The organism is Terriglobales bacterium, assembly GCA_035651655.1.
GTDB lineage: Bacteria > Acidobacteriota > Terriglobia > Terriglobales > Acidobacteriaceae > DASRFG01.
The window spans coordinates 1-12,672 of record DASRFG010000037.1 but is presented as its reverse complement, the minus strand read 5'-3'; the positions used below and the strand labels follow the sequence as shown (position 1 = coordinate 12,672).

The 12,672-nt window shown below is 57.7% G+C and carries 13 protein-coding genes; 3 read left to right on the top strand and 10 right to left on the bottom strand.

Going from position 1 to position 12,672, the window contains the following annotated elements; genetic code table 11:
- The first annotated feature begins 47 nt into the window (after positions 1 to 47).
- Positions 48 to 311 carry a hypothetical protein gene (locus VFA76_17325; protein HZR33610.1) on the top strand — a complete coding sequence of 88 codons (264 nt, stop codon included), beginning with the start codon at positions 48 to 50 and terminating at the stop codon, positions 309 to 311.
- Between the two features lie 67 nt (positions 312 to 378).
- Here the strand turns inward: VFA76_17325 and VFA76_17320 are convergent, their stop codons facing one another.
- Positions 379 to 2,304, bottom strand: a complete 1,926-nt coding sequence (locus tag VFA76_17320; protein ID HZR33609.1) for a CheR family methyltransferase — start codon at positions 2,302 to 2,304, stop codon at positions 379 to 381.
- Positions 2,297 to 2,974 (bottom strand): chemotaxis protein CheB, encoded by a 678-nt coding sequence (locus VFA76_17315; protein HZR33608.1) that lies wholly within the window; start codon positions 2,972 to 2,974, stop codon positions 2,297 to 2,299. The genes VFA76_17320 and VFA76_17315 overlap by 8 nt, the downstream gene beginning before the upstream one ends.
- Positions 2,975 to 3,126: 152 nt before the next feature.
- Here VFA76_17315 and VFA76_17310 point away from each other — a divergent pair, with 152 nt between their 5' ends.
- Positions 3,127 to 3,435: a YtxH domain-containing protein gene (locus tag VFA76_17310; GenBank protein HZR33607.1), complete on the top strand. Its 309-nt coding sequence runs from the start codon at positions 3,127 to 3,129 to the stop codon at positions 3,433 to 3,435.
- Positions 3,436 to 3,507: 72 nt separating this feature from the next.
- Complete coding sequence (locus tag VFA76_17305; protein ID HZR33606.1) at positions 3,508 to 4,020, top strand: hypothetical protein; 513 nt, start codon at positions 3,508 to 3,510, stop codon at positions 4,018 to 4,020.
- A 98-nt stretch (positions 4,021 to 4,118) separates the two neighbouring features.
- On the opposite strand, the gene VFA76_17300 is transcribed toward VFA76_17305, so the two are convergent.
- The 8 genes from VFA76_17300 to VFA76_17265 all read right to left on the bottom strand — a co-directional run.
- Positions 4,119 to 4,673: a DinB family protein gene (locus VFA76_17300; GenBank protein ID HZR33605.1), complete on the bottom strand. Its 555-nt coding sequence runs from the start codon at positions 4,671 to 4,673 to the stop codon at positions 4,119 to 4,121.
- 40 nt (positions 4,674 to 4,713) lie between these two features.
- Positions 4,714 to 5,826, bottom strand: coding sequence for a tRNA 2-thiouridine(34) synthase MnmA (gene mnmA, locus VFA76_17295; GenBank protein HZR33604.1), 1,113 nt, complete (start codon positions 5,824 to 5,826; stop codon positions 4,714 to 4,716).
- A 61-nt stretch (positions 5,827 to 5,887) separates the two neighbouring features.
- Positions 5,888 to 7,042 carry a cysteine desulfurase family protein gene (locus tag VFA76_17290; protein ID HZR33603.1) on the bottom strand — a complete coding sequence of 385 codons (1,155 nt, stop codon included), beginning with the start codon at positions 7,040 to 7,042 and terminating at the stop codon, positions 5,888 to 5,890.
- Positions 7,043 to 7,264: 222 nt separating this feature from the next.
- Entirely contained in the window at positions 7,265 to 8,407 is a 1,143-nt protein-coding gene (locus tag VFA76_17285) for a citrate synthase (GenBank protein ID HZR33602.1), read from the bottom strand.
- A gap of 255 nt (positions 8,408 to 8,662) precedes the next feature.
- Positions 8,663 to 10,192, bottom strand: coding sequence for a hypothetical protein (locus VFA76_17280; GenBank protein ID HZR33601.1), 1,530 nt, complete (start codon positions 10,190 to 10,192; stop codon positions 8,663 to 8,665).
- A 115-nt stretch (positions 10,193 to 10,307) separates the two neighbouring features.
- The gene (locus VFA76_17275; GenBank protein HZR33600.1) at positions 10,308 to 11,150 is read right to left on the bottom strand and encodes an amidohydrolase family protein; all 843 of its coding nucleotides are present in this window, start codon (positions 11,148 to 11,150) and stop codon (positions 10,308 to 10,310) included.
- On the bottom strand, positions 11,147 to 12,130 hold the full coding sequence (locus VFA76_17270; GenBank protein ID HZR33599.1) for an FAD binding domain-containing protein: 984 nt from the start codon (positions 12,128 to 12,130) through the stop codon (positions 11,147 to 11,149). Before VFA76_17270 ends, VFA76_17275 begins: the two co-directional genes overlap by 4 nt.
- On the bottom strand, positions 12,127 to 12,672 hold a 546-nt coding region (locus VFA76_17265), incomplete at its 5' end, for a molybdopterin cofactor-binding domain-containing protein (GenBank protein ID HZR33598.1). The genes VFA76_17270 and VFA76_17265, both read right to left, overlap by 4 nt.

Here is a 12,672-nt window from a genome sequence, read left to right as displayed (position 1 = left end):
TCTGGACTATCACTTGATATCACTCGCAATAAGTGGATAATACGGGAATGCCAGTAAAACGAACCGCATTGCTAGTGCGCTGCACAAAAGAAGAGGCTATGGCCATCCGTTGGGCGGCCAAGCGGGAGCGGCGAACCATCAGCGCGTTTATTCTTAACGCGGTTGAGGGCCGGATCTCGTCCCATCGCAAGATTCTGGCCACCTTCCCGGGATTGGAACCCCGTCCTGGGGAAAAATCGGACGAGGCCACCGGTAATCAGGAACGAGGTCGCGAGCCGAGCCGTCGCGGCGGACAAAGGAACGCTTCCTGAGAACTTGTGATGTTCTAGTCACGGCTGCCCTTTACCCAGCTTCGTAGGCAGGGTGCCGCGCTACAGATTATCTGCGTCGCTCGCTGTTTTGAGATTTGCGTTTCTTGGTTCCGCGGCCGGCGCGCCGAATAAGAACTGCTCTGGTCTTTGCGAGGCGGTCCGCGGCAGCACTTTGCGGAAAGGTCTGAAACATGAACAAGACGCTCTCACCAACGGTTTCGCCACCTAAAGGCAATACATGGACCTCCGCAGGGCCCCGAAATTGACCCAAGTCCAAATAGAAGTTATGAATGATCTTGCCCTTCCCGCGGGCCAGTACTTCGCGGTAGGAACGGGAAAGCGAGTTGCGAAGCGCTTCCGGAACGGGGAGCTGTTTCAGCTCCAAGCCGATCACTGATTTTGCAGGCAATCCAAAAAGCCTCTGCGCCGCCGAGTTCCAAACCTGTACCCCCACCCTCTCCTGGACCAGCAGAAGCGGCCAGGGTGTCTTTTCCAGAGTCTCAACGTAGCGGGAATTACTTTCATCCAACTCCTTGGTCCTGACCTCCAGCTCCTCATTAGTGGTACCCAACTCTTCATTCAGGGCTTGAAGTTCCTCGTTGGAGGTTTCCAATTCTTCGTTGGTGGACTGCAGCTCTTCATTGGTAGCTTCCAATTCCTCGTTGGTAGATTGCAACTCCTCAGCAGTGGCTTCAAGTTCTTCATTGGTGGCGTGAAGCTTTTCGCTAGCGTCTTGTAATTCCGCAACGGTCTGCTGTAATCGGTGTCGCGCGGTGATGTCTTCGATGTAGATGAGCGTACCGACGCGACTCCGTTTGCCGTCAGAAATTGCTTTTACGGTAATGGCAAGCACACTGGCCTCGCCCTTTCCTTGAGGCAGTGTATGCTCGAAATGGAAAGGTTCGTTGTTGGCCTGACTGCCAGTGAGGTGTTCTGCTATTTCCGGAATTCGGTCAAGAACTTCGGTGCGCTGAATGCGCTTACCAACCAGCTCCGAGTCCTCCAGCTGCAACAAGCGTGCGACAGCATTGTTGCAGGTAGTCACGATCCCCGTGCTGTCCACAACGATCACACCTGGTTCTAGCGTCTCCAGGATGGCTTGACTGTAGGCTTGCAACAAACCGTCCATCTGATCGGGCTTGGGCAAGTGCTTCTCCTGGCGAGGAACGATTTCAATGGGAACTCGTTCCTCAGTGTTCCTGCACCGAAAGATACGCCACTTGGCGTGTAAGGGTTCAAATAAATTCGAGCGAGTCAATTGGGACTCTGACCGGCCGAGCATCAGAATTCCATCTGGCCGCAAACCGTAATGCAGCCGCCCCAAAATTCGGCTTTGAGATTCCAGATCGAAATAAATCAGAACATTGCGGCATAGAACAAGTTTAACCCGAGAGATAGGTGGATCGAGGGCGAGATTACTCCGGCCAAATACAACCATACGCCGGAGGTCCCGCACCACCCGGCGTATATTCTCTCCCAAAAAGTACTTGCGGAGGTACTCCGGAGGCAGGTTGCTACACTCTTTAGCCGTGTATTCAGCTCGACGAGCTAACTTCAGCGCCTCTTCATCTACATCGGTTGCATAGATCTTGATATCAAAATCCTTCACTGCTGGACCGAAGTGTTCGTGCAGCAGCATGGCCAGGGAGTACGGCTCCTGTCCGGTTGCGCAGCCCGGGATCCAGCAGCGAAACGAATCACCGTGGTGAAGCCCTGCGGTGACGGAAGGAATGATTTCATCGCCGAGAATCTTCCACGCCGGAGGATCGCGAAAGAAATCGGTGACGTTGATCAGGACAGTGTTCAGTAGTTCCGTGAGTTCGTTGTCATGCTGGCGAATGAAGGTGAGGTATTCGGAGTAGGAGGTGATCTTCAGGACAGCCATACGACGCTGGAAGCGGCGCTGTAGTGTGGAAAATTTATACCCGCGCAGATCAAAATTGCGCTCTTCCACCAGCTGATCGACCAGAGATCTGAGGCTGAGCTCAAGCATGTTTCCCTGGTGTTACGGCGCACAACTGGCACAAAAGCGGACCGATCTCCGAAAGCGTGAGGACGTAATCCACACAGCCGGTGGAAACGGCGGCCTGGGGCATGGTGCGATACTCGGCGGTGCTGGGTTTTTGGGAAATGGTGACGCCCCCGGCCTCTTTGATGGTCCGGATGCCTGCCGCGCCGTCGCTGTTAGAGCCGCTGAGTACTACCCCAATACACCGTTTCCCATAGGTTCCGGCAACGGACTCGAACAGCAAATCTATGGAAGGCCGGGAAAAGTGAACCACCTTGGACTGAGCGAGTTGAATGATGCCCTGCTCAACCAACAGGTGGCGATCGGGCGGCGCGAGGTACACGGTTCCGGGCAGGGCCTTTTCGCCGTGTTCCGCCTCTTTGATTGGCAGATGTGCGCGGCGAGAGAGCAGCTCGCCAAGCCGGCTCTTATGGTGCGGGTCCAGATGTTGCACCACCAGAATGGTGCATGGAAAATTCGCATCGAGAGGCTCCAGCAGCTGGGTGAGGGCATTTAGACCCCCGGCAGAGGCGCCGATTGCCACCACGTCGAAAGGGCCAAGCCCTCGAGCTGCGGACAACCCGGGAGTGGGAGCGGGGCGAACCTGGCCGGTGGCCCGCTTGCGAACCTTCGGCTTGGAGGCGCGCGCGCTCATGCTAGGAGAGAATACTACTTATGCCGCAACGGGATATTCCTGCTTTGAGAACTAATGCTTGAATGACGTTCTGCGGTCGCCGACGGGGGTTTGTAATTCACTAAATCGGGTGCTAGTATCCGATTGGTTTGGCAATCATGCGGGAGGTCAGAATGGCGGAAGATAACGGTGGTTTCATGTGGTTTCTGGCAGGATTAGGGTTGGGCGCGCTGGTCGGGGTGCTCTATGCTCCCCGCTCCGGCAGTGAGACCCGCGAAGTATTACGCGAAAAGGCAGAAGAAGGCCGGGAGTTCGTTAAGTCTCGCAGCCGGCAGGTCCGCGATCAGGCTGGCGACTGGGTGGAACGAGGCAAGGACGTGGTCGGCCAGCAACGTGAGACGTTCAAGTCCGCCTTTGAAGCCGGACGGCAGGCCTATCGCGAAGCCACCGCTGAAGGTAGCACCGGTAAGAGCAAAGGGTAATTGCTGCGGATTAGGTGTTAGCCGGCAGGAATGTAAAGTTTTACTTTAACTGTTGAAGTGCGCATCTCTTCGATGGATACCATTACCATTTTCACCGCAGTGACAGCTGCCGCCGTAGTGCTACAGGCGGGAGTGCTGGTCGGCATTCTGCTGGCGGTCCGCAAGACCAGTACTCGCATGGAATCCCTTGCCCAGGAACTTCGCACCAAGGCGCTTCCCACGCTTGAATCGGCGCAGGCGCTAATGGACGCCTCGCGAGGCAAGCTGGAGAATATTCTGGAGAATGTGGAGAGCACCACGTCAGTAGTGCGTGGTCAGGTCGAGCGGCTTGACTCCACGGTAACTAATATCATTGACCGTACTCGCCTGCAGGTGATCCGTGCCGATGAATTGGTGACCCGCACTATTGACAAGGTAGAAGAAGCTACTCAGTCAGTGGAACACACGGTCGTTTCACCGGTGAGGCAAATAAGCGGCCTGATGCAGGGAGTTTCCGTGGGGCTTGAAGCTTTCTTCCGTGGCCGTTCTCGACGCCGCCAGGCAGGGGATGGCATGGGTGTTCCCCAGGACGAGATGTTCATCTAGCCGCACTTTCTGTAACTCCGAGCGCGGCCAGGAATCCCTCCGATTTTCCCGGCGACGTAATCTCTTTTCCTGGCCCTACTGAGAACCGGCGGGAAAACTCAGCGTGGGCGGGTCTCGAAGCCGCACTGTTTCCAAAGCCTGTCCCAATCCCAGAGTCCGTAGTTAATATTCCCGGGGAGCGGAAATCCGAGCTGATGGGCCAGCATCATGACCTGGCCGCGATGATGGGCTTCGTGAGCAAACATGTAAGCGAGCATGGTTGGGCCGGCGGGCCATGACTGCGCCCAGCCGTCGCGACGGAATGTTTTGACGCGCGCCGGGGAGGCTGCCAAGGCATCTGCCAGCATTTCTGCACAGCGTTGCGCGCTTTGCGCGAATGCGGCTTTGAGCTGTTTCTGCGTTGAATGGGTGCGGTTGGCCTGAGCAGGAAGTTTCAGATGCGGCGCCGAAAGCCTCAACCACTTCCGCCGGATATTGTGGACGTGGGCGAAGATGGCAGCGATGGTGCGTCCCTTAGAACCGGAGAGCTTTGCCTGCCAGGCGCGGGGATCGAGATGCTCGAGGATGAGTTGGTTCATGCGCTCGTTGGCCGCCCAAATCTCGAGCAAAACTTCGCGGACATCCGCAGGCACAGCGACAGCGCTGGGGGCCATGAGACCTCCTGTTTCACGATTGCAGTACCGAAGGTTACTCCTAAACGATCCAGCCGCCACCGACCACAACGTCGCCATCGTAGAAGACGGCGGCCTGTCCGGGCGTGATGGCCCGCTGTGGCTGGTCAAAGGTGACCAGCGCCTCGCCGGGCGCAGCACTCTCGAGAGTAGCCGGGGCTGCCTCATGGCGGTGTCGGATTTTGACTTCGACGCGCAGCGGTGAGCTGAGCTGCTCGAAAGCGATCCAGTTCACGCGGTTGGCGCGCAAGGTGCGGGAGTAGAGCTGGTCTTCGCTGCCGACGATCACCTGCCGGCGGGTGCCATCGATCTCGAGCACGTAGAGCGGAGACCCGGTAGCTACGCCCAGTCCCTTGCGCTGACCGACTGTGAAGTTCTGAATGCCGCCATGCTCGCCGATTACCTCGCCAGTAGTAGTAACGAGCTCGCCGGAAGTATCCGGCAGAGCCTCTCCCTGCTCTGCCAGGTAAGCGTCCAGAAATTGCTTGTAGTCGCCGCCGGGAACAAAACAGATTTCCTGCGAATCGGGCTTGTCGGCGAGCATGAGGCCGTGCTCTCGTGCCAGCTCCCGAACTTCGGACTTGCGCAGTCCGCCCAGAGGGAACAGCGTGCGACTGAGCTGCTGCTGAGTGAGTCCGAAGAGGAAGTAGGTTTGATCCTTGCTTCGATCCACGGGACGCTTTAGGAGCCAGCGTCCGCCGGCGGAATCGAACTCCACCCGGGCATAGTGGCCTGTGGCCAGCCGGTCCGCGCCAATCTGGCGAGCCGTGATCAGCAACTGATCAAACTTGATGTGGTTGTTGCACAGGCTGCACGGAATGGGCGTGCGACCGCTAAGGTACTCGTCCACGAATGGGCGGACTACATCGTCTTCGAAGCGCTGCTCCTGGTTGACCACGTAATAAGGAATGCCGATGGTCTCAGCAACGCGGCGCGCGTCGTAAACGTCATCAAGCGAGCAGCAGCGCCCCTGGACGGCCTCGGGCATCCCCTCCTCGCCGGCGAGGCGGCGCTGGTTCCAGAGCTGCATGGTCAAGCCGACAACGTTGTGCCCCTCGGCGCGCAGCATGGCCGCGACGGTGGAAGAGTCCACACCGCCCGACATGGCCACGGCAATGGTGCGAGAGTCAGACATAAAAAACGGCTGTTAGCGCCTGGCCGAAGCTGCACATCGGCTCAAGCGAGCAGCGTCCTTGCTAATTACTATTGTAAACGGGAGACAGTTCACGCAGGCGGGTGACGGTCTGCGGGATCAGGTTTAGCGCGAAATCCACGTCCTCAGCCGTGTTCTGCTTGCCGAGGCTGAAGCGCAGGCTGGCACGAGCCTGGTCAGGACGCAAGCCCATCGCGGTAAGCACGTGCGAGGGCTCAATCGCCCCCGAGGAACAGGCGGCACCCGTGGAAACAGCCAGTCCCTTGAGATCAAGAGCGATCACCAAGGCTTCCCCTTCGATGCCATCAAAATGAAGGTTCGTAGTATTGGGCACGCGGGGAGCGGAACCGCCATTCACTTTGACAGCTTCGACGGATTCCGTAATTGTGCTCTCGAGCCGATCGCGCAGCGCTGCAATTTTGGCGACCGAACCATCACGCAAGCCTTGAGCGGCGACCTCAGCCGCCTTCCCCAACGCAACGATCGCAGGGACGTTCTCCGTGCCGGCACGGCGCGAACGCTCGTGACGTCCGCCATAAAGCTGTGGCTGGAGCTTTGTTCCCTTCCGCACGTACAGCGCGCCGATTCCCTGAGGCGCGTGCATTTTGTGGCCGGAGATGGAGAGCAGGTCGCAACCGATGCGCTTGACCTCGAGCTGCACCTTGCCCGCGGCCTGTACAGCGTCAGTGTGAAAAGCGACGGACGCTTCGCGCGCGATCGTGGCGATCTCTTCTACCGGCTGCAGCACACCACTCTCGTTGTTCGCCATCATGATGGAGATGAGGCGAGTGTTGGGACGCAGCGCGCGGCGGACGTCGCCAGGATCGACCAGGCCTCGAGAATCAACTGGAACGTAAGTGACTTCGCAGCCCATTTCTTCCAGCCGCTTTCCAGAATTGAGAACAGCGTGGTGCTCGATGGTTGACGTAATTACATGGTCGCCGGGACGGACTAGTCCGAAGATCGCCAGATTGTCGGCTTCGGTGCCGCCGCTAGTGAAGACGACTTCTGTGGTCTTGCAACCCAGCAGCGCGGCCACGGATTCGCGCGCGCGTTCAACCGCCGCCCGCGTTTCCTGTCCATGATGGTGGATGGAAGACGCGTTGCCGAAGTTCTCTCCGAAGTAGGGGCGCATGGCCTCAAAAACTTCCGGGAGAACCGGCGTGCTGGCGTTATTGTCAAGATAGACGCGGCGCATATCCTGCGGTCATTTTAGCGCGTTTGATGTCGCCCTTCCGGGGCTCAGATTTTCTTTGCGCACCTTCCCAGGGCTTACGCCCTGGGCTAAACGCTGTTCCGCCGCTCCGCGGCTGGACTCAGTTCATCGGGAATCCAGGCGCCCGCCTGGAGAAGCACTTGGTCAGCATGAAAATGAAATGGACCCGATTGCTGGGGACAGCCGGCGACGCGAGGGGCCAGCCTATCGCTTCTCTATCGGCACATACTTTTGCGGGTACGCGGGGCCGATATAGTCGGCGCGGGGACGAATCAGACGATTGTCGTCGAGCTGCTCGATGACGTGTGCCGCCCAGCCGCTTATCCGCGAGACGGCAAAAACTGGGGTGAACAGGTCAACCTCGATGCCCAATGAGTGATAAGTGGATGCTGAGTAGAAGTCAACATTGGCGTTGAGCTTCTTGTCGTTCTTCATGAACTCTTCAATGCGGCGGGAATAGTCAAACCATTTTCCGTCTCCACCGGAGGCGCCGAGCTCGCGCGACATCTTCCGCAGGTGGGTGGCGCGGGGGTCTTCGGTATGGTAAACGCGATGCCCGAAACCGGGAATCTTCTTCTTCTGCGCGAGTTGACCTCGAATGTATTCGACGGGATCAGCTCCGGCGTTACTGATGCTCTTCAGCACGGCGAAAACTGCCTCGTTGGCGCCACCGTGCAACGGCCCTTTCAATGCGCCAATGGCCGAAGTAATTGCCGAATGCATATCGGAAAGAGTGGCCGCGGTGACCCGCGCCGCGAAGGTAGATGCATTCAGCTCGTGGTCGGCGTGAAGAACCAGGGCAATATCTAACGCGCGTTCGGCAGTGGAGGAGGGCTTCTCTCCATTCAGCATTAAGAGAAAGTTGGCTGAGTGGGAGAGCGAGCGGTCGGGCTCGACCACTGGTCTGCCCTTACGTATGCGATCATAGGCGGCCACAATCATCGCGATCTGCGAGGTGAGGCGGATTGCCTTACGAATGTTCGCATCGTGATCGTTTTTCTTGTCGTCTGCGTCGTAAAACGAAAGTACCGAGACGGCGGAGCGCAGAACGTCCATCGGCAGAGCGGTCTTGGGCGCGGTTTTGAGCAAGTCGATGACCGCGGGATCAAGTCTTCTCTCTTCTGCGAGCCGAGATTGCAAGTCGCGCAGCTGTGCCTCGGTGGGCAGGGCGCCAAACCAGAGTAGGTGACAGGTCTCTTCAAAAGTAGAGTGATCGGCCAGATCGTGAATATCAATGCCGCGGTATGCCAACACACCACGGTCCCCGTCAATGAAGCAAATGCTGGAGGTAGTCGCAACAACACCTTCCAGCCCCTTGGGGGCATGGCTAGCGGTGAGACTGGACATAGCTTCCTCTCATAGACTCAGAAGGGGGAGCGCGCTAGGCGCTGCGAATGAGGCGCGCAACTTATTGTTATACAGCAATCTTTCGCAAGATTCCAACCCGTAGCCGCACTAGACATCACAAAATGCATAAGCGTTATGCCCGATTTGCGCACACTTTCCTTTATTGAACCCGAACGTCGCGTTCTAGGGAGTATTACTTAAGATGTGGCGCGATGGAGGAACAGGTTGGCTGTGGAATTTTGTCGGAAATAGTTTCTACCCGCCGCTGCCGCGTTGAAGGTAGGCGGATAGGTCGTGTTCAAACTCCACATAGTGGTCACTCGTGACTGCAAATAAGGCCGCCTCGGGGCTCTCGCCTTCCCCGATACGTGTTAGAAGCCGCTGCAGACCTCCCATGCCATATTTGCTGCGCAAGTACTGGACTGCAACCAGGGATTCCGCATAGGCCACTGCAGCTACAGGCGCGGGGAACCTGACGAAACTTCCCTCCAAGAGGCGGAATGGCGCTTCCTTAGACTCACCAAACAATCGCGCCAGGGCCATATTGTCACTTGGCGACAGCGTCCTTGCTTGCATCAACTGGGCCAGACCTTCATTGAGCCAGGTGGGGCAGCGACCGGCACTCATCAATCGGACAAAAGAATGGGTGAGCTCGTGCTTGAGCACACTCTGCAATTCGGGGCTAACAGTTGTAATGCCGCCGAGCGGAATGCGAAGGGTGCCGTCATTCAGAGCACCTACCCACGACGGCGCTCGCGTGATGTCAAAAAACTGCTCCGAGGTATATAAGATGACTGAAATATTTTCGGTTGGATTGTAATGAAGGTCGCGGGCCAGGTCACGATATTGCTCTTCCAGGGTGCCCAGGAGATCGCGCTGTAACGTGAGTGAAGTGGCACGGCCCTCATAGCGAAGGGTGAAGTGCCAGCTGTCACTTTGGTTGAAATTACCCTCCACATCCAGTTGGTGTTGCGCCCTTTCCATCAACTCCTGAACCACTTCCACGCGCTCGAACTGCAACGAACGCTTTAGGGCGGCAATCGCCTGCTGTTTCTGGTCGGTGTTGTAATAGAGCTGGCCGAGGGTTGCAAATGTCCACCCTTCCGGCAGCACCTTCACTAATTTCTCTGCGGAAGGAATAGCTTCGGCATAACGGTTGGATTGCGCACAGGCGATGATGTGCCATTCCAAAAGGGTGGGTAGATCTGGCTTAAAGCTGAGCGCACGCTCAAAGCGTTTTCGCGCATCGTCGGCGTCGCCGTGTTGCAGTTGGAATCGGCCTGCTTCGAAATTGGCCCACATGGATTGCTGCGCATTTCCTTCATGCTCTACTGCTGCGAGGCCAGCCTCGTCCACACGGTCGGCGATCAGAATGCGGTAGCGCAGTTCGGCCAGGTGTTTTTCCTCGGCCGCAGAGACTTCCGGGGACGGCAGCCTGAGCTTCTCGGGTCGAATCTGTCGCTTCTCTACCGGATTGTCTTCGGCAGAGGCGCCACTGTCCGGTGTTGCAATGATTGTAGAAACTTGTTTGCTGGAGCCGATCGAAATTCCCAGGCCACCGCTGTGCTCGACCCGCTGTACCGAAGTTTGTGGGATGGTGTACCTAGTGCTTCCAATGAAGTATTCGATCTTGCCGTCCTTCTCGGTGGCCTTGTCTATCTGGATAGAAGTGCCATTTTTGAAATAAATAGTGTCTGCGCAGGCAATGCATGTGAGGCTGAGAACAAGGCCAATAGAGAAGAACCAACGGGAATGCACAGCAGGACAGCGAACAGCTAATCTCATATTCAGCTACTCGGTCTGGCAAGCTTATCAAGCAGGCGGCGCTTGTCAATCAGAATATTGCCATCGTTCTGAACTCAGAACAACAAGCGCAAGAACTGTGCAAACGCTTGCAGCTTTAGGAAGGCCAGATGGAGAGGGCTGTCCGGCTGAGGATCTGCTGCTTGGCCTGTTCAGAAAGCGGCAGGCCGCGGAATTCATCGAGGTTCTTCTTGATATCGGGAACGCCGGGCCCGGGCCAGTCGGTGCCAAACAGAGTTTTGTCCGCGATCTCTTCCAGGCGCGGAAAATACTTCAGCAGCGCCTTGGGCGGGATGCCGCTGATGTCCAGGTAAACGTTGGGATGGCGGCGCACCAGGAAGAACGCAGTATCCATCCATAGCGGCCGGCCGCCGTGCGCCAGCAGGATCTTCAACCGGGGAAAGTCCACCGCTACATCGTCAATGTGTATTGGGTCGCCGTACTTGTTGCGGGCGCCGGGAAAAACCGACGTACCGGTGTGGAACATGACTGGAATGCCGTTGGCTTCGGCGGCACGATAGATGATTTCCAGTTCCTTGACGCCGTGCTGATAGTCGTTGGGAAAAAGCAGCTGGTGCGGCGGATGAATTTTAATCAGGCGAATGCCCAGCCGGACAATCTGCTCCACGTCCGCGAGAACATTGTTGGTATGCCGCGGATGCAGGCTGCCGCAGGGGATGAGGCGCCTGGGATTCTCCTTAACGTAGTTGGCAACGAATGTGTTGACCTCGGAGGTGAAGCCGATGACCTCCGGTGCCACATAATTAATGAGCACGGCGCGATCGATGCCGCACTGGTCCAGATATTTGAGGAATGCCTTGGGCGAACGGCAGTATTCGACTATCTGGTCGAAGTTCCGCCGCTTGTTTTGCATGAGCGCCAGCGCGGCCGGCTTAAACATCTCGACCGGCTGGATGTGAATGTGGCAGTCGGTGATCAAAGAGCAGTTCTCATTGCCGCGAGCAGCGTGCGCTTGGTGAAGACGCGAATCATCTCGCGACGATATTCAGGCGTCAGCGCTGATGTGGTCAGCGGCTTGGCGGTGCGCGCTGCCAGGTCGCCAACATGCATGGCAAGCTCTTCATCGAGCGTCTTGCCCTCAAGCGCCTCACGCGCGCCCTTGACCAGCACCGGCGCCGGGTTCACAGCAGTAATCGCAACCCGCGCGTCTTCAATGTGCCCGTTACCGCGCAGTGCCACCGCCACACCCGCCAAAGGATAATCGATGGAGCCGCGAATTCGCAGCTTTCGATAAGCGCCGTGATAGTCGGCCGTGGACTGCGGGAGGAAAACTCGCGTTAGCAGTTCGCTTTTCTCGAGTTTGCGATAGTTATCGCCAATGCCGGTGTAGAAATCAGAGAGCGGCAGGCGCCGCTTCCCCCCTGGGCTGGCAATTTCAATTTCCGCATCAAGGCAGAGCAAGGCCGGCGGTGTGTCGCCGGAAAAGGCCGCCCAGCAGTCATCTCCACCGGGGGCGACGTGGCAGAGGTCACCGTCTTTTTTGATACAGAAGCCGCAGCCCTTGCGCCAGGTGAGCGACTGGTTATACCAGAGACAGCGAGTGTCCAGGCAAATATTGCCGCCGATCGTGCCCATGTTGCGCAGGATAGGCGAGGCGACTGTGGCCGCAGCCTGGGTTAGCACTGGGTAATGCTGTCGCAAAAATGCGGAGCGTTCGATCTCGGTGAGCGTAGTAAGCGCGCCGATTTCTACTCCGTTGCCGTTAGAGCGAATTCCACGTAGCTCGGCGAGACCGCGCAGATCAAGCACATACTGAGGCTCGAAAAGCTTTTGGCGCAGAGAAGGAATGAGGTCGGTGCCGCCGGCCAGTACTTGTATGTTGGGCGCATGCTCCGCCAAGTAATCGATAGCTTCGGCAATCGAGCGCGGCCGCAGCAACTTGAATGCTGGGAGGCTCAATCATCGCCTCCGGCTTGCAGTGATTGGGTTGCGCGCGCCGGATCCAGCGCATGCCGTAGCGGGCCTTTTCCGCGGAACCACAGCGAGCCGCCGTGCTCGCGAAGCCGCGCAGGAGCAGTTGGATCAACTCCTTCGGTCAGGTTGAGCTTTTTCGCATTGTTCTGCTCGCGCAGCGCGGCGAGCACCCGCTCGGGCGTGAATGGGGCTTCGCGCAGGCGGACGCCAACCGCGTCATAGATCGCGTTCGCGATGGCAGGAATGGTGGCCGCCAGCGAGCCTTCGCTGCATTCTTTGGCGCCGAAGGGACCTTCCGGGTCGATGCTCTCGACGATGAAGCATTCCACCTCGGGCGATTCGATGGAAGACGGGCTGCGATACTCCAGCAGGCCGGGATTCATGAGCATGCCATCTTTCCAGATCATTTCTTCTTCGAGGGCCTGGCCGAGGCCCATCCATACCGAGCCGATCACCTGGCCTTCGACAGACACTGGGTTCAACGCGCGACCGCAATCGTGTGCGGCCCAGACTTTGTGCACCGTGAC